Annotated in this window: 25 protein-coding genes; 10 read left to right on the top strand and 15 right to left on the bottom strand. The window is 65.6% G+C overall.

The features are described 5' to 3' along the window. Positions 1–2: 2 nt before the first annotated feature. From LE416_RS10480 to LE416_RS10470, 3 genes are all read right to left on the bottom strand, one after another. The gene (locus tag LE416_RS10480; protein ID WP_225048520.1) at positions 3–593 is read right to left on the bottom strand and encodes a hypothetical protein; all 591 of its coding nucleotides are present in this window, start codon (positions 591–593) and stop codon (positions 3–5) included. Between the two features lie 48 nt (positions 594–641). Further along, positions 642–869 (bottom strand): DUF2922 domain-containing protein, encoded by a 228-nt coding sequence (locus LE416_RS10475; RefSeq protein WP_225048519.1) that lies wholly within the window; start codon positions 867–869, stop codon positions 642–644. Positions 870–1,551: 682 nt separating this feature from the next. Continuing rightward, a complete protein-coding gene (locus LE416_RS10470) occupies positions 1,552–1,779 on the bottom strand; it encodes a DUF1659 domain-containing protein (protein ID WP_225048518.1) in 228 nt (75 codons plus the stop codon). A gap of 144 nt (positions 1,780–1,923) precedes the next feature. Here LE416_RS10470 and LE416_RS10465 point away from each other — a divergent pair, with 144 nt between their 5' ends. Then, positions 1,924–3,024: a GH25 family lysozyme gene (locus LE416_RS10465; RefSeq protein ID WP_225048517.1), complete on the top strand. Its 1,101-nt coding sequence runs from the start codon at positions 1,924–1,926 to the stop codon at positions 3,022–3,024. Between the two features lie 132 nt (positions 3,025–3,156). Here the strand turns inward: LE416_RS10465 and LE416_RS10460 are convergent, their stop codons facing one another. Beyond that, a complete protein-coding gene (locus LE416_RS10460; RefSeq protein WP_225048516.1) occupies positions 3,157–3,759 on the bottom strand; it encodes a hypothetical protein in 603 nt (200 codons plus the stop codon). 288 nt (positions 3,760–4,047) lie between these two features. Between LE416_RS10460 and LE416_RS10455 the strand changes: the two genes are divergently transcribed. After that, on the top strand, positions 4,048–4,545 hold the full coding sequence (locus LE416_RS10455; protein WP_225048515.1) for a sigma-70 RNA polymerase sigma factor region 4 domain-containing protein: 498 nt from the start codon (positions 4,048–4,050) through the stop codon (positions 4,543–4,545). Positions 4,546–4,619: 74 nt separating this feature from the next. Further along, entirely contained in the window at positions 4,620–5,873 is a 1,254-nt protein-coding gene (locus tag LE416_RS10450) for a hypothetical protein (RefSeq protein WP_225048514.1), read from the top strand. A 346-nt stretch (positions 5,874–6,219) separates the two neighbouring features. On the opposite strand, the gene LE416_RS10445 is transcribed toward LE416_RS10450, so the two are convergent. The 5 genes from LE416_RS10445 to LE416_RS10425 all read right to left on the bottom strand — a co-directional run bounded on the left by LE416_RS10445 (position 6,220) and on the right by LE416_RS10425 (position 10,765). Then, the gene (locus LE416_RS10445; protein WP_225048512.1) at positions 6,220–6,747 is read right to left on the bottom strand and encodes a dihydrofolate reductase family protein; all 528 of its coding nucleotides are present in this window, start codon (positions 6,745–6,747) and stop codon (positions 6,220–6,222) included. 446 nt (positions 6,748–7,193) lie between these two features. Continuing rightward, positions 7,194–8,129 (bottom strand): metal ABC transporter solute-binding protein, Zn/Mn family, encoded by a 936-nt coding sequence (locus LE416_RS10440; protein ID WP_225048510.1) that lies wholly within the window; start codon positions 8,127–8,129, stop codon positions 7,194–7,196. Continuing rightward, the gene (locus LE416_RS10435; RefSeq protein WP_225048508.1) at positions 8,126–8,977 is read right to left on the bottom strand and encodes a metal ABC transporter permease; all 852 of its coding nucleotides are present in this window, start codon (positions 8,975–8,977) and stop codon (positions 8,126–8,128) included. The genes LE416_RS10440 and LE416_RS10435 overlap by 4 nt, the downstream gene beginning before the upstream one ends. Continuing rightward, on the bottom strand, positions 8,974–9,708 hold the full coding sequence (locus tag LE416_RS10430) for a metal ABC transporter ATP-binding protein (RefSeq protein WP_225048505.1): 735 nt from the start codon (positions 9,706–9,708) through the stop codon (positions 8,974–8,976). The genes LE416_RS10435 and LE416_RS10430 overlap by 4 nt, the downstream gene beginning before the upstream one ends. A 427-nt stretch (positions 9,709–10,135) precedes the next feature. Next, entirely contained in the window at positions 10,136–10,765 is a 630-nt protein-coding gene (locus LE416_RS10425; protein WP_225048502.1) for an HAD family hydrolase, read from the bottom strand. A 118-nt stretch (positions 10,766–10,883) separates the two neighbouring features. On the opposite strand from LE416_RS10425, the gene LE416_RS10420 reads away from it, so the two are divergent. Further along, positions 10,884–11,378, top strand: a complete 495-nt coding sequence (locus LE416_RS10420) for a hypothetical protein (protein WP_225048499.1) — start codon at positions 10,884–10,886, stop codon at positions 11,376–11,378. A 60-nt stretch (positions 11,379–11,438) separates the two neighbouring features. Here LE416_RS10420 and LE416_RS10415 read toward each other — a convergent pair whose 3' ends face one another. From LE416_RS10415 to LE416_RS10400, 4 genes are all read right to left on the bottom strand, one after another. Continuing rightward, positions 11,439–11,873 (bottom strand): universal stress protein, encoded by a 435-nt coding sequence (locus LE416_RS10415; RefSeq protein ID WP_225048496.1) that lies wholly within the window; start codon positions 11,871–11,873, stop codon positions 11,439–11,441. Positions 11,874–11,908: 35 nt separating this feature from the next. Next, on the bottom strand, positions 11,909–13,501 hold the full coding sequence (locus LE416_RS10410) for an Nramp family divalent metal transporter (RefSeq protein WP_225048494.1): 1,593 nt from the start codon (positions 13,499–13,501) through the stop codon (positions 11,909–11,911). A gap of 592 nt (positions 13,502–14,093) precedes the next feature. Continuing rightward, a complete protein-coding gene (locus LE416_RS10405; protein WP_225048492.1) occupies positions 14,094–14,834 on the bottom strand; it encodes an amino acid ABC transporter ATP-binding protein in 741 nt (246 codons plus the stop codon). Continuing rightward, a complete protein-coding gene (locus LE416_RS10400) occupies positions 14,834–16,291 on the bottom strand; it encodes an ABC transporter substrate-binding protein/permease (protein ID WP_225048490.1) in 1,458 nt (485 codons plus the stop codon). Before LE416_RS10400 ends, LE416_RS10405 begins: the two co-directional genes overlap by 1 nt. A gap of 1,185 nt (positions 16,292–17,476) precedes the next feature. Here LE416_RS10400 and LE416_RS10395 point away from each other — a divergent pair. From LE416_RS10395 to LE416_RS10370, 6 genes are all read left to right on the top strand, one after another. After that, positions 17,477–19,141: a peptide ABC transporter substrate-binding protein gene (locus LE416_RS10395; protein ID WP_225048489.1), complete on the top strand. Its 1,665-nt coding sequence runs from the start codon at positions 17,477–17,479 to the stop codon at positions 19,139–19,141. A gap of 73 nt (positions 19,142–19,214) precedes the next feature. Next, positions 19,215–20,165, top strand: coding sequence for an ABC transporter permease (locus LE416_RS10390; RefSeq protein WP_225048488.1), 951 nt, complete (start codon positions 19,215–19,217; stop codon positions 20,163–20,165). A gap of 398 nt (positions 20,166–20,563) precedes the next feature. Next, on the top strand, positions 20,564–21,478 hold the full coding sequence (locus LE416_RS10385) for an ABC transporter permease (RefSeq protein ID WP_338034773.1): 915 nt from the start codon (positions 20,564–20,566) through the stop codon (positions 21,476–21,478). 6 nt (positions 21,479–21,484) lie between these two features. Beyond that, positions 21,485–21,823, top strand: coding sequence for a hypothetical protein (locus LE416_RS10380; protein ID WP_225048487.1), 339 nt, complete (start codon positions 21,485–21,487; stop codon positions 21,821–21,823). A 471-nt stretch (positions 21,824–22,294) separates the two neighbouring features. Beyond that, a complete protein-coding gene (locus LE416_RS10375; protein ID WP_225048485.1) occupies positions 22,295–23,344 on the top strand; it encodes an ABC transporter ATP-binding protein in 1,050 nt (349 codons plus the stop codon). Further along, on the top strand, positions 23,337–24,209 hold the full coding sequence (locus tag LE416_RS10370) for an ATP-binding cassette domain-containing protein (protein WP_225048483.1): 873 nt from the start codon (positions 23,337–23,339) through the stop codon (positions 24,207–24,209). The genes LE416_RS10375 and LE416_RS10370 overlap by 8 nt, the downstream gene beginning before the upstream one ends. Positions 24,210–24,548: 339 nt before the next feature. Here the strand turns inward: LE416_RS10370 and LE416_RS10365 are convergent, their stop codons facing one another. Then, complete coding sequence (locus LE416_RS10365) at positions 24,549–24,893, bottom strand: sigma factor-like helix-turn-helix DNA-binding protein (protein ID WP_225048480.1); 345 nt, start codon at positions 24,891–24,893, stop codon at positions 24,549–24,551. Between the two features lie 182 nt (positions 24,894–25,075). After that, positions 25,076–26,338 (bottom strand): VanZ family protein, encoded by a 1,263-nt coding sequence (locus tag LE416_RS10360; protein ID WP_225048478.1) that lies wholly within the window; start codon positions 26,336–26,338, stop codon positions 25,076–25,078. Positions 26,339–26,406: the final 68 nt, after the last annotated feature.

The raw sequence follows: 26,406 nt of genomic DNA, 5'->3' as shown, positions 1-26,406 counted from the left end.
GCTCATCTTCCAAGCGCCGTCAGCGCCGCCTCCACCGCCGTCTCCAGGTGCTGCAGCAGGTCGGAATCCCACATCACGTACGCGCCGACCAGCACGTAGCAGGCCTTGGTCGGCGCCTGGCTGCGCCTGCCGATCTCGTCGGCCCACGCCGGGTGCCGCGCCACCGTGCTTGCGGCCAGCACCACGGCGACGGTCAGCCCGGCGATCAGGCCGAACGCCGCCAGCGCCTCCCAGCCACCGGTTCCGGTGAGAATCGGCAGGTACAGCGCGAGCTGGCAGCGCGTCGTCACGGTCAGCACCGTCACCCACACCGTCACCGCGGCGGCCGGCGGCGACTGCGCGGGATCCGTCGGCGCCTTGGCGCTCAGCGCGAAGGCCAAAGGCACCAGCCCGACCCCGCCGGTCACCCAGTCGGGCACGATCAGCTGAAGGCCCAGCCCGAGCGCGTAGCTCAGCCCCATCAGCACGCCATCCGCGGCGAGGTAACCCGCGACGACCTGAAGCGGGGTGTATTTTTGCAGCAGGTACAGGAGTAGAAATAGGTACTCCAGGTTCACGCTGACGAAGGCCAGCATCAAAAGCACTAAGCGCATCGTTCTCCCCCCTCTCGTCTATGTACCGGGGGCGCACCCCCGGATGGCCTAGGCCTGGTAGATCTGCTCGACGGTTGTCGCGACGTACCACGCCTCGAGCGGCCGCGCGTACAGCACGACGCCCTTGGAGACGAACATGTTGGTGTTGGCAATCGTGGTCATCAGCGCCTCGGCCGTCTCGGCGCTTGGCTTGGCCGAGATGTTGCTCAAGGACAGCGTGCGACGCGCCCCATCGCTGGTGGCAAAAATCAAGCGCAGTTGAACGGAATCATTCATTAGGTTCACCTCCTTTCGAAGAGGGCGGAGCACGGCGGGCTTAGCGGGTCGGGCTGCCTAGCGCGAGCGCTAGAAGCGCACTTGGCTTCGAGTGCTCGTGCGTAGCAGGCCGCGCCCGCGTTGCCGTGCGGAGCCCGTTTAGAGGGCGGAGCGGCGCGAACTTAGCGGGTCGGGTAGCCTAGCCTAACCGCTTGGGCCGCACTTGGGCCCGAGCGGTTGGGCGTAGCTAGCCGCGCCCGCGGTGCGCCGGGGAGCCCGTTTAGAGGGCGGAGCACGGCGGGCTTAGTGGGTCGGGCTGCCTAGCGCGAGTGCTTGAAGCGCACTTGGCTTCGAGTGCTCGTGCGTAGCAGACCGCACCCGCGTCGGCTTGGGGAGCCCGTTTAGAGGGCGGAGCACGGCGAACTTAGCGGGTCGGGCTGCCTAGCGCGAGCGCTAGAAGCGCACTTGGCTTCGAGTGCTCGTGCGTAGCAGACCGCGCCCGCGTTGCCGTGCGGAGCCCGTTTAGAGGGCGGAGCGGCGCGAACTTAGGCAATCGGCCAGCGTAGATCTGGTGCTTGAGCCGCACTTGGGCCCGAGTGCCAGCCCTAGCTAGACGAATTGCCGTTGCGCCGGGGAGCCCGTTTAGAGGGCGACCCAAGCCGGGCTTAGCGGGTCGGGCTACCCGTGTCGTCGTTCCCCGCCACTACGCGTTGGTCTGCGGCTGGTCGTCGGCGACCTCGTAGACCTTGGTCAGCTGAATGTGGGACAGGTGGCGACCGGGCGTCAGGCCGGTCAGTGCCGCGCCGACGGCATTGATTTCATCGTCCTTGGCATCGAGCGCTAAGGCGCTGAAGGACCGCGTGATCACGTCGGTTGCATCGTCGTCGCTGGCGTAGCTGTACACCAGGCGAAGTGATTCGAGTACTTGCATCGCGTTCACCTCCCCGTCGGCCAGAATTGAGCCTTGTTCGCTCGTGCCGACACCCCTTAAACAAGTTGGACGGGAAAAAGCGCTAGGGGGGGCTAGCAATTTTTGCCGCAAAACTTGTTTAGGCCACAAAGGAGGATGATCAACATGACATTGAACGGCATCGACATTTCCAGCAACAACCAGGTGAACGGGCGCTACCTCGACGCCGGCAGCGCGCCCGCCAGCTTCGTCATCGTCAAGGCCACCGAGGGCGTCGGCTACCAGAATCCCGCCATGGTCGCTAACCTCGCGCAGGCGCGCGCCGCCAAGCGTCTGATTGGGCTGTACCATTACCTGCGCAACAACGACCCGGTGCGCGAGGCCGACTACTTCGTCGGCGTCGTGCGACCCTACCTCGGCCAGGCGCTCTTGGCCCTGGACATCGAGGACGCGCCGCTGCTCAGCCAGGCCGGACCGGACCACGGACTGATTTTTCTCCAGCGCGTCGTCGCGCTCACCGGCGTGCGGCCCCTGGTCTACACCAACCGTTCGGAGGAGCAGGCGCGCAACTGGGCCAAGGTGGCCGCCGCGGGCTTTGGCCTGTGGCTGGCGCAGTACAACAACTACAACGTGGTCAACGGCTACGCCCCGCGACCGCTGCCCGCGCCGCCGCGCTGGTGGCCCAAGGCGACGCTGTTCCAGTACACCGCAAGTGGCCGCCTGCCCGGCTGGTCCGGGGCGCTGGACTTCGACGTGTTCAACGGCAACGCGGCGGACTGGGCTAATTTGGCCAAACCCGCGGCGCCGCTCGCGGCCGTCCAGCCGGCCGCGCCGCAACCCAGCGCGAGCGCAACCCCGCAGGCCGCGCAGGCGAACCGGGCCGCCGTGCTCGCGCTGCAGACCTACCTGAACCAGCACTTCGGCAGCTCACTGGCCCCCGACGGTCAGTTCGGCCCGCTGACCCACCAGGCGCTGGTGCGCGCCGTGCAGAGAACGCTCAACGCCAAGTACGGCGCGGACCTGGTCGTGGATGGCGTGTTCGGACCGCGGTCGGCGGCGGCCTTTCCCCCGCTGAGCCGCGGCAGCGCCGGCGACCTCGTCCACCTGGTGCAGGCCGCGCTGGCGTGTTTCGGCCTTGACCCCAAGGGGCTGGACGGCGTGTTCGGCGGCAACACCCAGGCCGCCGTCGTCGCGTTCCAAAAGGCCCGGCACCTGACGGCGGACGGCGTCGTGGGGCGCCTGACCGCCACTGCGCTGTTCGCCTGAGGGCGCGGCTCCGGCGCTCGCGGTGCGCACGGCACCGGCTTGTCGGCTCGGATCTCGGCGCACAGTTCGCACCCGCCACGCCCGCACACAAAAGCAGCTCCCGACGCCACGACGTCGGGAGCTGCTTTTGGCTTACCGCCGATGAAGCGGCCGGCGGGTGTAGGCGCGGGTGCCTTCCGTGAACGCCGCCGCGCACAGCGCGTGCAGGCGCTTTGCCGCCCGCGCCCGGGCGGCAAAGGTGGCGGGGCTCATCGGGGTGGCGGCCAGGGCCAGCGTGTGCGGCCCATCCGCCAGCCGCACGCGGCAGGTGAAACCGGCCGGGCCCAGGCACCGCACGTCCTGCACCCGGTTCATCCCCAGCCACAGGGCCCCGAGCGGGCTGCGGGTCAGGCACATCAGGTAGTTGCGCCCGAACGTCACCGTCCAAGGCAGCGCGGCGCTGCCGCACTCCGCTTCGGCTTGGCGCCCGTAACTGGCCACGTTCAGCCAGCAGCCGGCCAGCCCGGCGCGAGCACGGTCGATCAGGGCGGCCGGCGTTCGGGCGCTGCGGTACCAGTGCCCCGCGACCAAAAGCACGCTGCGCACCCCCTGCGGATCGTGGTGCACCTCCAGCAGCACCGCCACGTCCTCCATAATCTCGCCGTCGTCCCAGTCCATCGTCGCCAGTGCCGGCGGAGCGACCGGCACCCCATCCAGCCTCAACTCAACCAAAGGATAACGCTTGGTAATTCCCATTATTTGCCTCCTCAACCTTTAATACTCGCATTTTAGCAAGCGGTTGCAAAAATGGCGAATTATATGCTCACACCGAAGATTTTTTGATCGGCGTTGCACCACGCCCAACCCGGCCGGACCGCGGTTCGTTCGTCTCCTCGGTTCAGCCCATCGCACAAGCCCCGTCACACCGGCGTTCGGTGGGCCAAAGGTCGGGTTGGGGCCGTGCGTCGTCGGCGTTACCCTGACGTCATCATCGATGAATACCCGCGCCGGGGCTGCAGCGCCGGCGCACAAGAAGGCATTGTGATGACAGGAGACATCGACACCCTTTTGCGCCGCTACGATCCGGTGATCCGACGGGCGGCCCAGCGCTTCGGGCCCCTCGACCGCTACTACGGTGAGGCGCTGGAGATTGCGTGGCGCTTCATTGCCGCCAACCACGCGCGCTTCACCGATGCGCAGGCCGCGGACTTCGGCCACCTGCTGGCGTGGCGGCTGCGCTACAGCCTGCTGACGCGGGTCAGACAGGACGCCGGCAGGAAGGCGCGGGAGCGCGCGGCCTGGTCCGCACTCGCCCTGGACGCGCGCCAGACCCCCGACCGGTCGGCGGTCGTGGCGGTGCGGGCCACCATCGCCGCGGTGTGGCCGCGGCTGACCCCGCTCCAGCGCCGCGTGTTCGCGCTGGCGTATCAGCGGGCGAGCAACGCGACGATCGCGCGCGAGCTCCACCTTTCGCACCAGCGGATCTCGCAGGTGCGCGCCGAGATTCGCAAGAAATTCACCGCGTTTTTGGCCGAAAAATGATAGCGGTTGCGCCATCTTAGTGATAAACTGATTAAAAAATGATTAGGCCGCCCCGGCGGCCCGCGGGAGGAACCATGCACGGATTACTCGCCCTAGAGCTCAAGAAGCAGCCCTGGCTGCTGCACCTGGCCGCCCTGATCGGCCTGGTGCTGATGTTCGCGGTGCCGCTGGGCCACACCCTCGGCATCCTGCCCACCACCTACCACTACATGCGCGGCATGCGCATCCCCAACTACGCCACCACCTCCGAGAAGGCGATGGTCGACGCCCTGCCGCGCCGGCTCGAGGACCAGGTCACAAGCCTCCGTCAGTTCAACCACAACGACACCGCAACGCTCGCGATCAAGGTGCTGGGCACCATGAAAAAGCCGCTGGCCGAACACGACTTCGTGGCTGTCAACCGCCTGGCGCTTAACGCCATCAACAAGCACCCGGAGCTTGCGGAGATGAACGACCTCGGCACCTTCATCTACAACGATTACACCACCCCGCAGCTTCAGCTGGAGACGATGCAGAAGGTGCTGGGCTACTACGTTAAGCATGACATCAACGCGCTGCCGGCCGTCGCCGAGCAGACCACCGCGATGGCCAAGGTGCACGGGCTGTTTTCTAGGTACGGCTCCCACGTCTACAAGTGGACCGTCGTGCAGGGCCAAAAGCACTACTTCTACAAGCTCAACGCCGGCACGACGCTCACCTGGATTTTTCTCTGCTACGTCGCACTGGTCATGGCCGCGGTGTTCGGCTTCGACACCCGGCACCAGACGGAAAACCTGATGCGCATGACCCCGCGCGGTGACCTGCGCATGGCCGCGACCCGCGCCGGGCTGACGCTCGCCGCCATCGCCGTCGTGCTGGCCGCGGTGTTCGGCCTCGCCCTGGCCGTCAACGCCGTGGTGCCCGGCACGGTGCTTGGCAGCATCTGGCAGCCGGCGATCCACTCGGCTGTCACCGGCGTCACCCTGACGCCGATGTGGCAGGACATCGTCTGGCAGCTCGGCGTTTGGTGGGCGTGGGCCGCGTTCCTCTCCGGCGTCGCCTTCCTGGTCACCCAGTTCACCGGCAACCTCCTGATGACCCTGACCATCACCGCCGCCACCTTCTTCATCGCCCCGCTGCACGCGCTCGACGTCCTGCCGGTCGCAGTGCAAAAGCTTCTGCCGGCGTTTTACACCAACCCGCCGGCGCTGCTCGCCCACGCCGACCCGTTCGGCGCCGCGACCCCGGCGACGGCCTTCATCATCCTCGCCGCCTGGACCGCCGCCGCGTGGCTGCTCGCCGGCGCCGTTCAGCGCGTCCGCTACCGCAAGCTGGTGCTGGGGCACTAGCCGGGCTCCGGCCCGGGCGGGGTAGCACCTCCAGCTCCAGCCTGGACAATGGTCCGCGTGGGGCTCTCCTGAGCCCAAAGTACGGTCTCAGGACCCGCCCTTGCACTAAGCCGGCCAAAACCGCCGGCTAAGTGCAATGTCACGCTGGCTCGCCCAGGCTTCCGCTTCCGGCGCTGCCCCACCCAGGCCTACGCCCTACTGTTGAGGTCGAATCACCGATTGAGGTGTCTGGCAGACGCTGTAATCGCGAGCATCAGGTCAGCCAAAAAACATCCCACATTCTAAAACAAACGAAAATGCGTTGTCTCACCGCCAAGCAAAACGGTGAGACAACGCATTTTTACTGTCATTCGGGTTGCCGCACCAGGTGCAGCTCGGTCAGCTCGCCCATCGCGGTGCGGTCGGCCACGGCGAAGCGGCGGCGGTAATCACCTGCCGGAAACAGCGGCTTGCCGCCGCCCAAGAGCACCGGCACGATCTGCACCCAGAGCTCGTCGATCAGGTCCGCCGCGAGCAGGTCGGCGACCACGCGGCCGCCGCCGACAATCCAGATGCCGCGCCCGGGCGCTTCGCGCAGCCGCCGCACCGCGTCCGCGGTCGTCTCGGCGACGAATGCCGTGCCCGGCACCGCGGCGGCCGGCCGGTGGGTCAGCACCACCTTGGCGCAATCCGGGTACAGCGCCTGGCCGGGCATCGCGGCCAGCAGCCAGTCGTAGGTGGCCCGCCCCATCACCAGCGTGTCGATGCGCGCGGCGAAGTCACGGTACGTGTCCACCCCGCCGACGTCGGCGTCGAGCAGCCACTGCAGGTCATCGTCGGCCGTGGCGAGGTAGCCATCGAGGCTCATCGCGCCGTAGAAGTAAACAGGTCTCATCCGCATCCCTCCGTTGTCTTCGCCATTGTACCGAACCGGGGCGAGCGCCGCAATCACCGACGCAGCCCGCGACCGCGACCATGTGGCAACCGGCCTCAGCCGCGGCGAGACCCAGCCCGCAGATCGGTCGGCGGACACCCGGACACCCGGACACCCGGACACCCGGACACCCGGACACCGCCAGTGTACTCGAACTTGGACCACGGTGGCCCTCTTCCTCCACGGTAGGGCCGCGGCGCGGGTCGGCTGCGGCTGGAGGCGGAGGGCCAAGGCGAGCCAGCGTGACATTGCTGCCGCGCTTTCTCGGGGCGCGGGCAGCGGTTTTGGCTGGCTTACTGCAAGGGCGGGTCCTGAGACCGCACTTCGGGCTCAGGAGAGCCCCACGCGGACCATTGCCTTGGCCCGGAGCCGGAAGCCCCAGCCGGCCCGCGCCGGCGCCGGGCTGCCTACCCCGCCAGCCCGGCGTAGATTTGGTCGAGGTTCCACTTCATCATCGTGTAGTAGGTGTCGCCGGTGGTGCCGGCGGCGGCCAGGGAGTCGGTGAAGAGCTTCGCGTAGATGGTGCGGCCGCTTTCCTTGGCCACTTTTTGCATGGCCTTGGGCGACACCGAGCTTTCGACGAAGACGTGCTTGCCGGAGCTGGCCGCGAGCTTGCCGAGCACCGCCTGCAGCTGCGCCGGCGTGCCCTGCGACTCCGTGTTGATCTCCCAGATGTAGGTCGGCGTCACGCCGTACGCGGCGCCGAAGTACTTGAACGCGCCCTCCGACGTCACCAGCACCCGCCGGTTCTCCGGCAGCCGCGCGAACTTCGCGACCGCGGCCTCATGCAGCGCCATCAGCTTGTCGGCGTACGCGTCGGCGTTTTGCTGGTAGGCCGCGGCGTTGGCCGGGTCGGCGTCGCTCAGCCGGCGCTGGATCGTGCGGACGTACTGGACGCCGTTTTCGAGGTCGAGCCACGCGTGCGGGTCGACCTCGGCCTTGTTGGTGGTCAGGTGCTTGGGGGTGACGCCCTCGGACGCGGCGAAAACGGTCTTGCCGAACGCCTGCCCGGTGGTGGTCACGAGCTTCTTGAACCAGCCGGAGCCGCCGGTTTCGAGGTTCAGGCCGTTGTGAAACAGCAGGTCGGCCTCGGCGTCGGCGGCCACGTCGCTGGGGCGCGGCTCGTACTCGTGCGGGTCGACGCCGCGGCGGACGATGCTGTAAACGGCCACGTGCGATCCGCCGACCTCCTGGACCAGGTCGGCCAGAATCGAGTTGGTCGCCACGACCTGCAGCTTGTCCGTGCCGGTCGCCGGCTGGCTGGCCGCGCGGGTGGTGACGAAGTGGTGCACGCCCCAAAGCATCGCGGAGACGCCGAGCAGCGTGATCAGGAGTTTTTTCATGCCGGCACCCGTACCTTCCGCCGCAGCAGGCCCTGCTTGGGGCTGACCGCGAACGACACCCCGAACAGCGCGGCTGCGACCAGCACGATGGCCGGGCCGGACGCCCAGTTGAAGGTGAAACTCAGGTAGAGGCCGACGGTGGCGGAGACCACGCCGACCAGGGCGGCGAGCACCAGCATCACGTGCAGGCGCTCGGTCCACAGGAACGCGGTGGCCGCCGGGGTGATCAGCATCGCGACCACCAGGATGATGCCGACGGTCTGAAGCGACGACACGGTCACCAGCGTCAGCACCAGCATCAGCGCGTAATGAACCACCTGCACCGGCAGGCCGTACGTGCGCGCGAAGGTCGCGTCGAAGCTGGTGATGAACAGCTCCTTGTAGAAGAAGACGACGAACACGATCACCAGCGCCAGCACGATGGCCGTGGTCATGATGTCGGAATCCGACACGGCCAGGATGTTCCCGAACAGGATGTGGTGCAGGTTCGTCGCGCTTTCGGCCATCGAGATCAGGATGAAGCCCAGCGCGTAGAAGGCGGAGAAAACGATTCCGATGGAGGTGTCCGTCTTGATCTTGCTGCGGGACGCGACGAAGCCGATCAGCATCGCCGCCAGGATGCCGAACACCGACGCGCCGAGCAGCACGTTGATGCCCAGCATGTAGGCGACCGCCACCCCAGGCAGCACCGCGTGGGAGATCGCGTCGCCCATCAGAGACATCCCGCGCAGGATGATGAAGCTGCCGACGATGCCGGACATCACGCCGACCATGACGGCGGTGATCAGGGCGCTTTGGAGAAAATCGTACTTGCCAAGCGCCGCGATGAAGTCTGTGATCGTGCTCATGCGCTCACCTCCGGTTCAAAGAGAACCGAGGCCAGGTCCGGCGAGAAGGCCTTGGCGATGTTGGCCGCGGTGTAGACCTCGCGGGTCGGCCCCGCCGCGACGATGCCGCGGTTGACGATCACGAGCTCGTCGAAGTAGTCGAACACCTTGTTGAGGTCGTGGTGCACGACGATGATGGTCTTGCCCGCGTCGCGCCATTCCTTGAGGATCGCCATGATGGCGGCCTCGCTTTGCAGGTCGATGCCGACGAACGGCTCGTCCAAGATGATCAGGTCGGCGTCTTGCACGATGGCGCGCGCGACGAACACCCGCTGCAGCTGGCCGCCCGAGAGCTGGCCGATCTGGCGGTGCGTGAAGGTGGTCAGGTCAACCTGGTGCAGGGCGTTCAGGCTTGCCGCCTTTTCCCTCTTGCCCGGGCTCTTGAACAGGCCGAGGCTGGCGTAGGTGCCGGTGAGTACCACGTCGAGCACCGAGGCCGGGAAGGTGAGGTCCAGGTCCTTGCGCTGTTCGACGTACGCGATGTTTTTGCGGATGGCCTTAATCGGGCGGTCGTCGAACGTGACCGACCCGGCGGCCTTGATCAGGCCGAGGGCGGCCTTGATCATGGTGGATTTGCCCGCACCGTTGGGGCCGATGATCCCAGTAATGGTGCCTGCGTGAAAGTCCACGGCAACATCAGAGAAGACTGGTGTGTCATCGTAAGCAACGGTGAGGGCCGTGAGCTTGAGCATGCGGCACCTCCATTATTTTTAGGGACGTCTAAACTATCTACACCAATTCTACCGAAACCCCGGCTAGAAGGCAAGCCGCCGCGCTTTTTCGGGACGCAAAAGCGGTCGCACCGGCGTTTTGGCGTCGGCGCGACCGCAAAAAAAGAGGCTGGGTCATAAGTCGCACTTAGCCCAGAGTACAAGGCGGCCACCGCGTGTTTCCCGAACTTAGGAAACACGCGGTGGCCGCCGTGGCGCGTGGGCGAAGACTCTCGGCCCGCGACTGCGATGTAACTTTCGTGCGCAATCCGGGCTGGCCGATTGATGGCCAGCCCTCGTCACCTGACACGATGCCAAACCGGCGGCCGTTCTTCGCGTCACCTAATCGTGCGGTGCTTAAAAATTGCCGGCCACGCCCTCAGCCGGTAAGATTACCTCGGGGCCACCGTCATCCCAACAGTTCGGGCAACGCCTTGACCCCGGCGATGATCCGGTCGGCCCCGCGCTGGTCGAGCGCGTAGCCGTCGGGCCGCACCGCCCAGGTCTCGATGCCCGCACCGGTGGCCGCGGCGATGCCGACCTGGCTGTCCTCGATGGCCAGGCAGGCCGAGGCCGGCAGCGCTAACGCCTCAAGCGCCGTGCGGTAGATCAAGGGATCCGGCTTGTTGGCGGCGAGGTCCGAACCGCTGATCACGCGGTCGAAGTGCAGGTCACACTCGGCCACGAAGCGCAAGAGGTCCGGCATCGCACCGGCCGACACCAGCGCGGTGCGGTAGCCGTGCGCGGGCAGCCACGCCAGGGTCTCCGCCACCCCCGGCTTCAGGATGCTTGAGAAGGGAACCGGGTGCGCCGCGACGTCGGCCTCGAACTGACGCCGCTGCGCCGTTCGCAGCGCCGCGTCGGTCGGAAAGGCCTGCAGCCAAAAGGCGTCGTCCGTCACCCCCGCCGTCTCCGCCAAAGAGAAGCGCGCGGGGTGCACCCCCGCCGCGTCGAACTGCGCCTTGCGCCACTTGTAGTACAGGGGCTCGCTGTCAATCAGCACCCCGTCCAGATCGAATAATACCGCGCGCTTTTTCATCTTTTCCTCCTCCGCGCCTGCGTGCCGCCCCCACTCGGGCGGCCGCGGCGCCCACTGCATGGTTTCCATTGTAAGCGTTCCCCCACCGCTGTCAACCGCACAGAAAAGGAGCCTGCCCATGCCGCACCCTCAACACCTCGAGGCCGCGTTCGACCGCCTCACCATTCTCACCGTCACCGGCCCAACCCGCACCGGCGCGCCGCTGACCCTGCCCTTCGTCTACGCCAGCGCCGACCCCAATCCGCTGCTCGTGGCCTTTGACGCCACGTTCGCCCGGGCCGACGTGCGGTGCGGCGACCTGGCCAGCGTCGGCGGCCAGGTCGCCACGCGCTACGCCGCGCGCCCGGGCGAGGGGGCCGCGCTGTGTGCCGCCTTTGCTTCCGCCCAGGACGCGCGCACCCCGCAGGCCAGACGCCGCCTCGAGACGATGCAGGCGGCGCTTCAGCCGGTGGCGGTCATGCCAAGCCCGCTTTACGTCACCCGCCTGGCCAGTGCCGCTGTCTCGCGCCGCGCTTTGACCTTCACCGACTACGAACTCGGCTTCCCGCTGGCCCTGGTGCGCCTGGCCCGGGAATGGCTGGCGAGCCCGCCGCTGCGGCGGGCGCGGCCCTAGGCAAGCAGGGGGTGCGCCGAGACTCGGCGCACCCCCTGCTAATTCGTCATGTTGTCGGCGTTACTCCCGCACAATCAGCACCGAGATGTCGGCGTACTTGGCCATGTAGGCCGCCTGGCTGCCGAAGTGGCGCGCCAGGCCCTTCTTGGCCTCGGCGCCGATGATCAACAGGTCGGGCTGCACCTGCGGGATGATCGTCTTGATGATGGTCTCCCCCGCGTCGCCCTCGCCGATCACCGCGTAGACCTTGGCGATGCCGGCCTTTTGCGCTAGACCCACGTAGTCGTTAAGGTGGGCCTCAAGCTCGGCGCGCTCGCCGTGGACGTAATCCTTGCTCAGCGCCTGGTAGATGTTCATCTCGCCGGACTCCAGGATGCCGGTGATGACGAGCTCCGCGCCGTCGGCCTTGGCGCGGTGGATGGCGTAGCGAAAAGCCGCCAGCGCATCCGCCGAGTCGTCGACCCCGACCAAAATTTTCTGATAATCCTTTGCCATTGTGATTCCTCCTCCGTGTCGTGAGTGCACCTATGTTAATTATCGCGGGTTGCGGTCGTCGCGTGCAACTTCGCGGCCGCCTCGTGTTCGGCCAGCCGCTGGTTGCCGCGGCGCAGGTCGGCGATGCACCAGACCAGAAGCGCCAGGATCGCCGCGATCGCCACGTAGGCCGCGATGTGCGCCGACAAGACCGCATCCGCGCTGGCGTCCGCACCGAGGAAGTCGGCGAAGGACTTCGGCAGGTTCAGCATGTTCAGGAAGGTCAGGCCGATCACGGAGATCCAGCCGCAGATTTTGACCCACCCCGAGTTCTTGAAGCGCGCGCCCATCTCGGCCTCGCTGTCCGTCAGCATCAACAGCGGCAGCATCGAGAACGGCAGCGCGAAGGCCAGGAAGACCTGCGAGTTGTTCATCAGGGTGTTGAGCGCCTCGTGCTGGTCGACCTTGTTCAGGTTGGCGGTCATCGCCACGCAGATCAGGACCGGGACGACGGAGATCAGCCGGGTGACCAGGCGCCGCGCCCACAGCGGCATCCGCATGTGGACGAAGCCCTCCATGATCACCTGCCCGGTCAGGGTGCCGGTGATGGTGGAGTTTTGCCCCGACGCCAGCAAGGCGACGGCGAACAGGACAGACAGGATGCCGGACTTGGCGACGGCGATCAGCACGCCGTTGCTCAGCGTTGAGGTGTCCGACAGCGCCTCATAGAGGCCGAAGAAGGACGGATCCTTGACCGCGCCGGACTTGAAAACGGCAACGCCCATGATCAGCAAAAGCGCGTTGACCACAAAGGCGAAGCTCAGCTGAATGTTGGAGTCCCACTGCGAAAAACGCACCGCCGTGGCGACCTCCTCCTCGTCGTCGTGGTTGAGCTTGCGCGTCTGCGAAATCGCGGAGTGCAGGTACAGGTTGTGCGGCATGACGGTCGCGCCGATGATGCCAAGCGCCCCGCTCAAAGGCGTCATGCCGGCGACGGTCGGGCTGGTCGCGACGGACTTGGCGCTCGGCACCAGCCCGAGGATCACCTGGCCCCACTGCGGGTCAGACAGCGCGACCTGGTAGGCGAACACCAGCAGGATCACGAGGATCAGGCAGACCACGATCGCCTCGATCTTGCGGAAGCCGATTTTGGTCAACAGCAGGAGCACCAGCACGTCGAGCACGGTCAGAAACACCGCGATGACCAGCGGAATCTTGAACAGCAGGTACAGCGCAATCGCCGCGCCGATGACCTCGGCGATGTCGGTGGCCATGATGGCGAACTCGGTCATGATCCAGAGGATGACGCCGAGGACCTTGCTGGTGCGAGCGCGGATCGCCTGCGCGAGGTCCATGCGCGTGACAATGCCCAGCTTCGCCGCCATGTTCTGCAGGAGCATCGCGATCAGGCTCGAGATTAGAATGATGCTCATCAGCAGGTAGCCGAAGTTCTGCCCGCCGGTGATGCTGGTCGACCAGTTGCCGGGGTCCATGTACCCCACGGCGACCAGGGCGCCGGGCCCCGAGTAGGCGAACAGGGTGCGCCAGAACCCTTTCCCCCGCGGCACCTCCACCGTGCCGTTGATCTCCTCGAGTGACGGTCCGTTCGCGTACTCGATCAGCTTGTGCTTGCGTGGTTCTTCTGCCATGTTGCCCTTCCTTTCTGCCGGACTGCCCCGCCCGACTGCCGCTTGGATGCGGCGTGATGGATTGCCAAATTATTCCAAGGCCAGTATACGGCGGTTGTTGCGCGAGTTAAAGGATTTTTTAAGGGGCGGCTAACTTTGCGAAACCGGAGGCGCAATCAAAAAGCATAAAAACACGATTATCGTGTGACCCTCGCGCAGACGCGTTCCGGATTGAATGCGTCGTCTCCGCCCCTTTGGACCGATTTCTCGCCGTTAGAGCCCGATCATTGGGGTCGAGAAGCCCGATCGACCCGAAAAAAAACGTTTGCCGGCCAAATTTCCGACACCCGACAGTCTGCTCATCGGTTGTTATCTGCTCCGAAACCACTCAATAAAAATCTCGAATAAAGTTCGCCTTGCTTAACTAAATTTAATTTTGGCTATTTTTTCGTGGGGACTTCCTGTGTCCGTGGTGGTGAATGCCTTAGAACGGGCATCACAAAGGTTTTGCCTCGACTAACTTTTCGTCGCACAAAAGGCCCCTCGGAGGGCTGGCGTTGTCGCCAGCCCTGCGAGGGACCTCGTCATGAATAGATTGTTGCACCGCGGGCCTTTACGCCTCCAGCACCTTCTCCAGGAAGCTCTGCAGCCGCGGGCACTGCGGGTGGTTGAAGATCTGGTCCGGGGTGCCCTGCTCCATGATGCGGCCGTCGCCGAAGAAGACGACGCGGTCGGCGACCTCCTTGGCAAAGCCCATCTCGTGGGTCACGATCACCATGGTCATCCCCTGCTTGGCCAGGCGCCGCATGACGCCCAGCACGTCGCCGACCATCTCGGGGTCAAGCGCCGAGGTCGGCTCGTCGAACAGCATGATGTCCGGTTTCATCGCCAGCGCCCGCGCGATGGCGACGCGCTGCTTTTGGCCGCCCGACAGCTTGGCCGGGCGCGCGTTCGCCTTGTCGACCAGGCCGACCACGTCCAGCAGGCGCAGGCCCTCCTTTTCGGCCGCCGCCTTGTCCATCAGCCCGAGCTCGATCGGCGCCAGCGTGATGTTGCCCAGCACGGTGAGGTTGGGGAAAAGGTTGAAGTGCTGGAACACCATGCCGATTTTCTCCCGCACTTGGTCGATGTTCACGTGCGGCTTGGCGATGTCCAGGCCGTCGATCAGAATCTCGCCGGAGCTGGTGGTTTCCAGGCCGTTCATCATGCGCAGCACCGTGCTCTTGCCTGCACCCGAGGCGCCGATCAGCACGACGACCTCGTTGTCCTTCACGGCCAGATCGACGCCCTTGATCACCTCGTTGTGGCCGTAGCGCTTGTGGACGTCCTTCATTTCGATTCGCGTTGTGGTCATTAGCGCACCTTCTTTTGGATGTAGTTGGACAGCCAGGTCAGCCCGGTGATCAGAATAAGGTAGATCAGGGCGACGATGGTCCAGATCTTGAAGCCCTCCATGTTGCGGGCGATGATGATTTTACCCGTCTGGGTCAGCTCGAGCAGCCCCAGTACCGACAGGATCGACGTGTCCTTGAGCGTGATGATGAACTGGTTGACGAAGCTTGGAATCATGATGCGCAGCCCCTGCGGCAGGATCACGCGCCGCATCGCCTTACCCCACGGCAGGCCGAGGCTTCGGGCCGCCTCCATCTGGCCGCGGTCGACCGCGGCGATGCCGCCCTTGACGAACGCCGCCGTGTAGGCCCCCTCGTTGAGCGTCAGGGTGATGATGCCGGCGATGAAGGCCGGAATCTTGAAGCCGATCAGCCCCGGCACCCCGGTGTAGATGAACAGCGCGAGCACGATCATCGGCAGGCCGCGGAAAATGTAGATGAACGTCGTGGCCGCACCCTGTGCGAAGCGGTTCGGAATCACGCCGAGCAGCCCGATCAGGATGCCGACGACGGTGGCAAAGAGGATGCCGACCACGGTCAGCTCGAGCGTCTGCGCGAGCCCGGCCAGAAGCGTCTGGCGGTTGGCCTTGAGGAGACCCCAGAAGCTGCGGTCCGTCTCCTGCGTCTCTTTGGTCTTGGCCGTCTGCGAGGCCTGCGAGCCGTCGCCGACGTACTTGGCGACGATTTTGGCGTACTCGCCGGACGCGCGCAGCTTCTTCAGGCCGGCGTTGATCTTGGCCAAAAGCTGCGGCTTGCCCTTTTGCACGGCGATGCCGTAGTCGTTGGCCGCGTACGGCGTCTTGTTGACGACGCGCAGCTTGACGCCGGTGGCGATGCCGTACTGCATGACCGGAAAGTCCTCGAAGCAGGCCTGCGAGTTGCCGGACGTGACGTCCTGGTAGACGTTGTTGGAGTCGTCGAAGGTCACCACGTGAAAGCCGTACTGCTTGGCGTGGGCGGCGGCGTAATCGGCCGATTCGGTGCCGGTCTTGACCGCCACGCGCTTGCCGCGCAGGTCCGCAATCTTCGAAATCTTCGCGCCGGTCGCGACGGCCATCGCGATGCCCGACTGGTAGTACGGGTCGGACATGAGAAACTTCTGCTGGCGCTCGGGGGTGATGCTCATCCCCGCCATGACGCCGTCGACCTGCTTGGCCTCAAGCGCCTGCACGGCCGCGTTGAAGCCCAGGATTTTCCACTGGACCTTGAACCCCTCGGCCTTGCCGATCGCGTTCAGCAGGTCGATGTCGATGCCGACGTACTGGTTATTCTTGTCCGCGAACTCGAAGGGCGCGAACGTCACGTCCGTCCCGATGGTGTAGGTCTGTTCGGCTGCCTGCACCTGCTGTTCTCGGGGCATCCCCCATGTCATAATCGATAGCAACAGCGCCAGTACCGGCACCCAAAACTTGCGTCTCATCCCTACACCACTTCCCTTTGCTTAATTTTGTGTTTGCTTGTTGTGCTGCCAGCGGGCTGCTGCGTGCGCATGTGCGCTTGGCTGCCGCCGGCTCCGGGGCGATGGGCGGGCCGGCTGTGCGGCCGGTCTCCGCCCGAGGCGGGCTCCGACCTAAAAGTTGCGCCAAGCGTCGCCTGCGGCTCCCTTGCTTGTCGCAACTTTTGCCGGGATTGGCCACGCGCAAGCCGCGCCTAGACCGCGCGTCTTGCGGGCGGCCAATCCTTTCACTGCCGGCCCGCCCATCGCCCCTACGCCCGCTACATAGTGGCCAAAACGACGACTAGCGCGAGCGAAGTGCGTCCCGCATCGTAACCAGAAGCCACATATCCGTTACGGGCGAGTGAATAATCCAAGATAACTGCTCACCCACGATGTAGGGCGGAGGTTCGGCCGGCGTGACGCTGGAGGCGGAGGGCCAAGGCGAGCCAGCGTGAAATTGCAGTTAGTCGGCGTTCTTTGCCGGCTTACTGCAAGGGCGGGTCCTGAGACCGTACTTTGGGCTCAGGAGAGCCCCACGCGTTCCGCCGCCTTGGCCCGGAGCCGGAAGCGACACGCCAGCCGAACCGGAGCCCGGCCGCCGCTTCGCCCTCTGACAGCACATCTACGAGCATACCCATTCCGAACATTCGGGTCGAGGCATAATGTTAGGTAAGCTTACAGACGGCGAAATTAATTGGTGGTCTCATTTTTGGCGAGTCACGATCAGCGCCTTGAGGGGGCGGATGGGAGCGGTCACGGGCCGCGGGGCGCGGGTTGGCGAATTTTTCGGCAATCGCCATCGGGGCGTCACCGGAATCAAATTCAACTTTAAGGTTGACAGGAATCGATCGGGTGCAGTAACCTTGAGCCAAGTTCACGAGGAGGGATAACCATGACGCGCAGCTTGATGAGCATCTGCATGGACACGTGTTGCTGTTATGACAGTCATAACAGCTTCTTTCACGTGCCCATAGCGCATGCCCACAGGCGACCACTCGCGGTCTGACCTTTTTGTGAGCCCAACTCTGGCGGTGTGACGAGAAGCAATTCTTGTCGCACCGCCTTTTTGTATCCAATCGGTGCTCGCGTGACTGCAGACGCGCGGGTGCCTACCCGCGGCGCACCGGCCCGGCCGACCGGCGCGCCGCCACTTGAGGAGAAATCATGATGAAAAAAACATTGCTCGACACCACCCTGATCGCCGCCTTAACGCTTCTGCTGAGCGCTTGCGGCGGCAAGTCCGCGGCGCACGACGACACGCTGAACCTGGTGCAGGGTTCCGACCCCACCACCGTCGACGTCAACGACGTGAGAAACGCCAACGAGTTCGACGTGCTGAACGCGACGCAGGAAGGCCTTTTTCGCATCACGTCCAAGAACGGCCACGACGGCCTGCAGCTGGCGCAGGCGAAGTCCTACACCGTCTCCAAGGACGGCCTGACCTACACGTTCAAGCTGCGCGACGCCAAGTGGAGCGACGGCAAGGCGGTCACCGCCCAGCAGTTCGTCGACTCCATCATCCGCGAGCTGACGCCGAAGAACGCGTTCGCCTACGCCTCGATGGCCTACGACATCGAAGGCGCGGAGGCCTTCAACACCGGCAAGGGCACGGCCGCTGGCGTCGGCGCCAAGGCGCTTGACGCCCACACGCTTCAGCTCACCCTGGCCAACAAGACGCCGTACTTTTTGAAAAAACTCGCAAGCGTCGTCTTCTACCCGGTGCGCCTCGACCTGATCAACAAGGCCGGCGGCACCAAGGCGTGGAAAACGGACTGGCAGGACCAGGCGTCCAACGGCGCGTACACCATCACGTCCTGGAAGAAGAACGGCAAGATGGTGCTGACCAAGAATCCGAAGTTCTGGAACGCCAAGAAGGTCAGCTTCAAGACCGTGACCATCACCACCACCGCCAAGGACGCGACCGTCCTGTCACTGTTGCAGTCCGGGCAGCTGGACTTCGTGAAGGCCAGCGGCGCCCAGGCCGCCGACTTCGACAAGCTGTCGTCGAGCGCCAAGGTGGTTAAGTCCACCCAGGCCAGCGGCAACACCAGTTTCTTGGCCTTCAACCAGCACAACGGCGGCCTGTCCAAGCTGATGACCAACGCCAAAATTCGCCAGGCGTTGTCTCTGGCGATCAACCGCGAGGCCTACAACAAGGCCGTCGCCAACGGTCAGAGCAAGGCCGTCTACAGCTTCGTGCCGGCGTCGATCTCCGTGGGCACGAGCAACTACCACGACTACGCCGGTGACCTCCTGAAACCGGCGCTGGAAAAGTACAACACCGACGCCAAGCTCCGCGCGCTTTTTGCGGCCGGCCTCAAGGAGCTCGGCCAGTCGACCGACCTGGCGAAGGTCAAGCTGACCTACCTGACCATGGCGGGCGACGAGGACACCTCGAGCTTTCTGGCGCAGACCTACAAGAAGGCGCTGGGCATCACCGTCAAGGCCGTGGTCGCGCCGGACTCCGCGTCCTTCATCGCCGCGCGCAACGGCAACAAGTACGACCTGTTGACCAACGGCTGGAACGGCGACTACGACGACCCATCGACCTTCCTGAACCTGTGGGTGTCGACCGGCGGCTTCCAGCAGTTCTTCGGCGGCTACGACGACCCGGCCTACGACAAGCTCTACGCGACGCTGGCGCCGGTGTCCGACACCCAGTCGCGCCTGGCCATCTACAAGCGGCTCGAGACGCTGCTGTTGACCAAGGACTACGGCGTCGCCCCGCTGATCTCCGCGCAGAACCGCTACTACATCGCCAAGGACATCAAGGGCATCCAAACCCCGACGTTCGGGCCGGATCTGGACTACGTGTACGCATCTCGGAAGTAGCGTAAGGCACTGAGCTAAAAGGGCCGCGGCCTCTATGCCCCGACACAGCGCAGAGTCACCACAAGGAGACATTATGTTCAAAATCATTCTGCGGCGGCTCGTCGAGCTCGCCGTCTCACTGTTTCTCATCGCCAGCGCCACCTTTTTCCTGCTCGCGGCGGTGCCCGGCGACGCGCTGTCGGCCCAGACCGACCGGCTGCCGGCCGCCACGCGCCGGCAGGTGTACGCCAACACCGGGCTGGACAAGCCGGTGCTCGAGCGCTACGGCCTGACCATGGTCAAGATGCTGCACGGCGACTTCGGCACGTCCATCGTCGACCCCAGCGAGACCATAAGCCGCGTGTTGGCCGAGAAGCTGCCGCCGAGCGCCCGGCTCGGCCTGCAGGAAATGCTGATTGGCATCCCCCTTGGGCTTTTGCTCGGTGTCCTGGCCGCGGTGTTCAAAAACACCTGGATCGACCGGCTGATTACGGTGGCCGTGCTGCTTTTGATGTCCGTGCCCAGCCTGATCATCGCGCTGCTGTTGCAGAGCTACTTCGGTGGCCGGCTCGGGTGGTTCCCGATCATCGGCTGGCCGGAGGGTGATCAGCTCTGGTGGGGCGGCTGGTCCTTCACCGTTTTGCCCACCATCGCCGGCGGACTCGGTTACATCGCGGCCTACGCTCGGCTGCTGAAAAACTCGATGCTCGACGTGCTGTCGGCCGACTACGTGCTGACCGCGCGGGCCAAGGGGCTGTCGGAGCCGGCCATCGTTCTACACCACGTGATCCGCAACGCGGCGATTCCGATCATCACCAGCCTGCCGGTCACGGTCGCGTTCGGCATCACCGGCTCGGTGTTCGTCGAGAGCATCTTCGTCATCCCCGGCGTCGGCCAGTACTTCGTGCAGGCGCTGACCAACCGCGACGTCCCGATCGTGATGGGCGAAACGGTGCTGCTCGCGGCGCTGTACATCGTCACGCTGTTCGTCACCGACCTGCTGTACATGGCGGTGGATCCGCGGATTAAACTGTATCAGGACTAGAGGGTGGAGCCGAGCGCACTTAGCGGGACGGGTAGCCTAGCACCAGTGCTTGGGGCCCGCACTTGGCCCCGAGTGCTGGTGCGTAGCTAGCCGCTCCCGCGTTGCTCGGCGGAACCCGTTTAGAGGGTGACGCGTGGCGCTTAGCCGGTCGGCTAGCGTAAGGTTGGGCGTTGGGCCGGTCCTTGGCCCAGTGTCCGGCCTTAGCTAGATGCACCGGCGATGCCACGCGGAACCCGTTTAGAGGGTGACGCGTGGCGCTTAGCCGGTCGACTAGCGTAAGGTTGGGCGTTGGGCCGGTCCTTGGCCCAGCGTCCGGCCTTAGCTAGACGCACCGGCGATGCCACGCGGAACCCGTTTCCACCACAGTTCGCTTTGCACCACAATTAATGGAGGTCACCATGGATAATTCCGCCTTTCGCTTCGTCTCGCACCGCCCCGATGAGGCCGCGCCGGTCGCGCAGCCGCCCAAAAGCATCGGGTTCTGGCGGGCCGCGGGGCGCAAGCTGCTCAAGGACCGCCTGGCCATGGTCTGGCTGGTCATCCTGCTTTTGCTGGTGCTCGCCGCCCTGATCGGCCCGCTGGTCTCGGGCGCCAGCCCCTACACGATTCACGTCAACCTGCGAAACGCCGCGCCGAGCGCTCAGCACTGGTTTGGCACCGACCACCTGGGCCGCGACCTGTTCGTGCGCACCTGCCTGGGCGTGCGGGTGTCCTTGGCCGTCGGGCTGGTCGCCACCTTTTTGGCCATCGGCTTCGGCACCGTCTACGGCATGGTGATGAGCTTCTTCGGCGGCTGGGTCGACGAGCTCCTGATGCGCATTATCGAGATTTTCAACTCGCTGCCCGGACTGCTCGTCACCATGATCATCATGATCGTGCTGGGCAACGGCGTCGGCACGATGCTGTTCGCGCTGGCGATCACCAGCTGGTCGGGCGCGGCGCGTCAGGCCCGCGGGCTGGTGCTGCAGCTGCGCCAGGCCGATTACGTCACCGCCGCGGTGATGCTGGACACGCCGCTGTACAAAATCATGGCGCGCCACCTGGTGCCGAACATGATGAGCATTCTGATTCTGGACATCGGCCAAAGCATCCCCGGCAACATTTTCGCCGAGGCCGGGCTGAGCTTCCTGGGTCTGGGCATCCAGGCGCCGAACACGAGCCTCGGCCTGCTGATCTCGGACGGGCAAAACCAGATGCTGCAGTCGCCCAGCCAGCTGTACATTCCGGTGGCCATCCTGGTCCTGATTGTCCTGGCGTTCAACATCCTCGGCGACGGGCTGCGCGACGCGCTCGACCCGAAGTTCAGGGGGTAACATGCGATGAGACAAAACATCACAAACCAGGCCGCGGTTGTTTCCGGTCCGCTTGCCCGTCGCCGCACCGGTATCGGCCTGGCCTTCGCCGGCGTGCTCGCCCTGCTGGCCTGGAACCTGACCCGCCAGCCACCGGTAGCGGCGCTGCTGTGGACCGGCCACACCCTGAGCTGGGCCGTGGCCGGCCTGGCCATGCTGGCGCTGGCCGCGCGCCTTTGGGTGTCGCCGCTGCACGCGGGCCGGCTCGGCCGGACCGTGCAGGCGAAGGCGCCGCGGCCGAGTCGGCTGCTGGCGATCGGCGCCCTGGCCGTCGCGGTTGGCACAGTGCTGGACACGCTGCTGTGAACGGGTAGCGTCGGTCACGAGATCACATCTGAAAAACCTCTCCCGTCCGGACTTTGGCGCGCAGGTCATCAGTTGGTGGCATTCACCACGATGTAGGGCGGAGGCGCGGACGGGCCACCGCTGCAGGCGTAGGGCCGGGGCGAGCCAGCGTGAAATTGCTGTTAGCCAGCGCTTTTTGCTGGCTTACAGCAACGGCGGGTCTGGAGACCGCACTTCGGGCTCCAGGGAGCCGCACGCGTTCCGCCGCCCCGGCCCGGAGCCGGAGGCAGTGCTCCGTCCGCGCCGGAGCCCGGATTTTCAGATTAGGCCTAACCCACCGCCGACCACACAGCTGTAAACGGGTTCCGCCGAGCAACGCGGGAGCGGCTAGCTACGCACCAGCACTCGGGGCCAAGTGCGCCCCAAGCACTGGCGCTAGGCTACCCGTCCCGCTAAGTGCGCTCGGCGTCACCCTCTGAATTGGAGGACACCATGTCAGACATCATCGAGATTCGCAACTTGCACGTGCAGTTTCAGGAGGACGCCGGGGTGCTCCACGCCGTCAACGGCGTGGACCTGACCGTCCACCAGGGCGAGACGCTGGCCATCGTCGGCGAGTCCGGCTCCGGCAAGTCCGTCACCACCCACGCGCTGCTCGGACTGCTGGGCAAGGACGCCAACGTGTCGGCCGACGCCATGCGACTGGCCGGCGTCGACCTGACCCACGCGACGCCACGGGAGTTCGCCGCGGTGCGCGGCAGCCTAGCCGCGCTGATTTTTCAAGACCCCCTGAGCGCGCTGAACCCGACCATGCGCATCGGCCGCCAGATCGGTGAGGCGCTCACCGCGCGCCACCGCGTCGGCCGCGCCGCGCTGCGCGAGGCGGTTCTCGCCGCCATCGCCGACGTCGAGCTGCCCGACCCCGCCATGATCGCCAGCAAGTACCCGCACGAGCTGTCGGGCGGCCAGCGCCAGCGCGTGATGATCGCCCAGGCGCTGATCGCCGACCCGCGCGTTTTGATTGCCGACGAGCCGACCACGGCGCTCGACGTCACCCTGCAGGCGCAGGTGCTGGCGCTGATTCAGGCGCAAAAGGCGCGGCGCGACCTCAGCGTCGTGTTCATCACCCACGACCTGGGCGTGGTGGCCAACATCGCCGACCGCGTCGCCATCATGTACGCCGGCCAGGTGGTCGAGGTCGGCACCGCCACCGAGATTTTCTACCACCCGCAGCACCCCTACACCTGGGGGCTGCTCGACGCCGTCCCCGACGACACGACGGACCAGGCTGAGCTGTTCACGCTGCCCGGCACCCCGCCGGACATGCACCAGCTCGCGGTCGGCGACCCGTTCGCGCCGCGCAACCCGCAGGCGCTCGCCATCGATTTCCAGCAGGCGCCGCCGGTGTTTGCCGTCACGCCGACCCACCGCGTGCGCTCGTGGCTGCTCGACCCGCGCACCCCGGCCTACCAGCCGCCGGCAAGCATCCGCCGCCGCTGGGCCCGCTACGCCGCACTGATGAAGGAGGCCCGCCATGCCTGAGCCGTTAGTTGAAGTTGAAGACCTCAGTGTCATTTTCAGGAAAAATCACCGGGCGCTGACCGCCGTCGACCGGGTGAGCTTCGCGATTGACGCCGGCACCACCGTCGGCCTGGTCGGCGAGTCGGGATCCGGCAAGTCCACCACCGGCCGCGCCGTCGCCGGCATCGGCCCGATCACGGCCGGCACCGTGCGCTACCGCGGCCAGGTGCTGGGCGCCCGTGGCTTCGACCGCCGCGCCTTTCGCCGCCAGGTGCAGCTGATTTTCCAGGACCCGTTCTCAAGCCTCGACCCGCGCCAGAAGGTCGGCGACGCCATCGGCGAAGGCATCGAGAACTTCCACCTGGCGGCCAGCGCCGCCGAACGCCGCGCGCAGGTGCAGGCGCTGCTCGCCCAGGTCGGGCTGCCGGCGGACGCCGCCAACCGTTTTCCCCACGAGTTCTCCGGCGGCCAGCGCCAGCGCATCGGCATCGCCCGGGCGCTGGCGGTGCAGCCCGAGTTTCTGGTGCTCGACGAGCCGATCTCGGCCCTGGACGTCTCGATTCAGGCGCAGATTGTGAACCTGCTGCGGCAGATTCAGTGCGAGCGCCACCTGACCTACCTGTTCATCGCCCACGACCTGTCGATGGTGCGCTACCTCTGCGACCGCGTGCTGGTGATGTCCGCCGGCCGCATCGTCGAGGCCGGCGCAACCAATGCCGTCTACCAAGACCCGCGCCACCCATACACCCGGTCGCTGCTGTCGGCGGTGCCGCACGCCGATCCGATCTACGAGCACCAGAAGGTCCTGATCCCGGACCCGCACACCGCCCCGGCCCCGGACGCCAGGCTGGTGCAAGTGGCGGAGGAACATTGGGTGCTACGATAACCAAGGCGGAGCAAGGCGCACTTAGCCGGGCGGCTAGCGTAAGGCCGGCGCTTGGGGCGCACTTGGCCCCGAGTGCTGGCCTTAGCTAGACGACCCGGCGTTGCCTTGCGGAGCCCGACGATACCAGGGCGGAGCGGCGCGCACTTAGCGGGACGGGTAGCCTAGCGCCAGTGTTGGGGCGGGTTATGCCCCGGCGCTGGTGCGTAGCTAGCCGCTCCCGCGTTGCGCCACGGAGCCCGACGACCAGGGCGGAGCGCCTAGCGAGTGAAATTTCGTTCAACACAAAGCGCGCCCCCTTCCCGAAATCGGGAAAGGGGCGCGTTGGTCTGTGCTGTGCGCTTACTTGCGGCTGACGATGTTGCCGACCGTGGACTTGCTGATGTTGAGCAGCCGCGCGATGTGGCGGTAGGACATCCCCTGCTCGCGCAGCGTGATCACCTGCTTTTGGACCGCAATCGGCAGGCCGCGGTGTGTCACCGCCTCGCCGTCGGCCGGAAGCGGCGTGAAGGTCACGGCCACCGCCTGACCCTCGGACTGGTGCGCGACGCGGCGCGCCTCCAGCTCGCTGTACGTCAGCCAGGTGCGGCGGATGTCCGGGGTCCACGCGGCGAGCAGCAGCAGGCTGTCGTCCTCCAGGAATTCCCCTTGTGTGTTAACAACCGTGTAGCGCGTCGCGTTCGCCATGGTGTGCCTCCTTTGCGCGTCTTGTTACTTCTATTGTAACGCACTTGAGAGCGGTTTTGGGCTAGGGGAAAAAGCCTGAATGAGACGACGCGCACCAAAGTCTCACCCCGCTCACCTAGGCGATTCCGCCCGGCTTCTGATACACGGTGGCCTACAGACGCGGCGATCGGCGCGGCGCCAAGCTAATCGCGCTCGGCCGTTGTCTCGTCCTGGGCCGCCGTTGCGTCACCGGCCTTCGAATCCGGATCGCCGGCCGCGGTCGCGCGTGGCTCACTGGCGGCCGCCCGACCGCCGCGCTTTTTCCCGTACCACTTGTCCGCCTCCACCGTGCTGACCTGCGTCGTGTCCGCCCAGACGTCGTAGAAGTAGCGGTTGTCGCGGGTCACGACCTCCCAGAGGAAGTTGGCGACCAGAAACAGCGCCGGAATCGCGAGCAGGCCCAGCAGGATGAAGTTGGTCTCGGTGCGGTGGAACTTGGTGAAGATCTGGTCAAAAACGGCCTGGAACGCGCGCATCGTGTAGAAGGCGACACCGTACAGCAGGAACTCGCGCCACCAGATGCGCCAGATGCTGGCCGGGCTGCCGTCGAGGCGCACGATGCGGATGCGCACCGCGCGCTTGCCCGGCGTCTGGCCGTTCATCAGAAGCGGCATCAGCCCGAATGTCAGCACCAGCCCGGCGACGTTGCCGAACAGCGTGAGGTCGGAATTGACGCCGAGCAGCTGCAGCAGCAGGTGCGCCAGGGCGCCGAGGATGCTGGCCACCAGCAGGTTGTCGATCAACAGCGCGACCAGCCGGCGCGTCCAGGTCACGTGCCGCCCTTTTTCAAGCGCGGCTTGGTCCATCTCGTCGCGCGACGGGAAGACGCGCATCAACGTCGGCGCCAGCAGCCCGCCGAGCGTCCCGCCTAGGGTGTTCAAGATCAGGTCGTCGACCTCGAACAGCCGGTAAGGCCGCGGGTAGTAGCCGTACAGCCCGGACAGCTGAGTCAGCTCAAAGAACAGGCTGAGCGCGAAGCTTGCGATCACCACCTGCCACACCGGGCGCTTGAAGTAGTAGCGCAGGTACACGCCGAACGGCAGCGTCAGCGCGACGTTGAACAGCGGCATGAAAAACGTCGACTCGCGCACCGTCGCCAGCCAGGTGGCCGGCTGGTTCCAGACGAACGGCGTCGCGGCCAGGAATTCCTGCAGCTCGTGGAACGGCATCAGGCTGTAGCGCGGCGTGGTCAGCGCGGCGACGCTTGCGCGGTCCGGCAGCGGCAGGATCACCAGGAAGTAGGCCGCCAGCAGGTAGAAGATGAAGGTGTACACCACCACCGCCCGCCAGAACACCAGGCTGCCGTAGCGGCGGTACTGGCCGATCAGAAACGGCAGGGCGATGAGCAGTGCGATGATGGGAAAGGTCACGGCCGCCATTTTCAGCGGAAAAACATAGGCACTCAAAGGAATCCCTCACTTTATCTAGTCTTCTTCCATTATAGAAAACTCGCGGCCAAGTTAACAGCCGCGAA

Source organism: Lacticaseibacillus kribbianus, from assembly GCF_020180945.1.
Lineage (GTDB): Bacteria > Bacillota > Bacilli > Lactobacillales > Lactobacillaceae > Lacticaseibacillus > Lacticaseibacillus kribbianus.
Note: the sequence above shows the minus strand (reverse complement) of the source record. Positions and strands in the feature narration are given on the sequence as shown.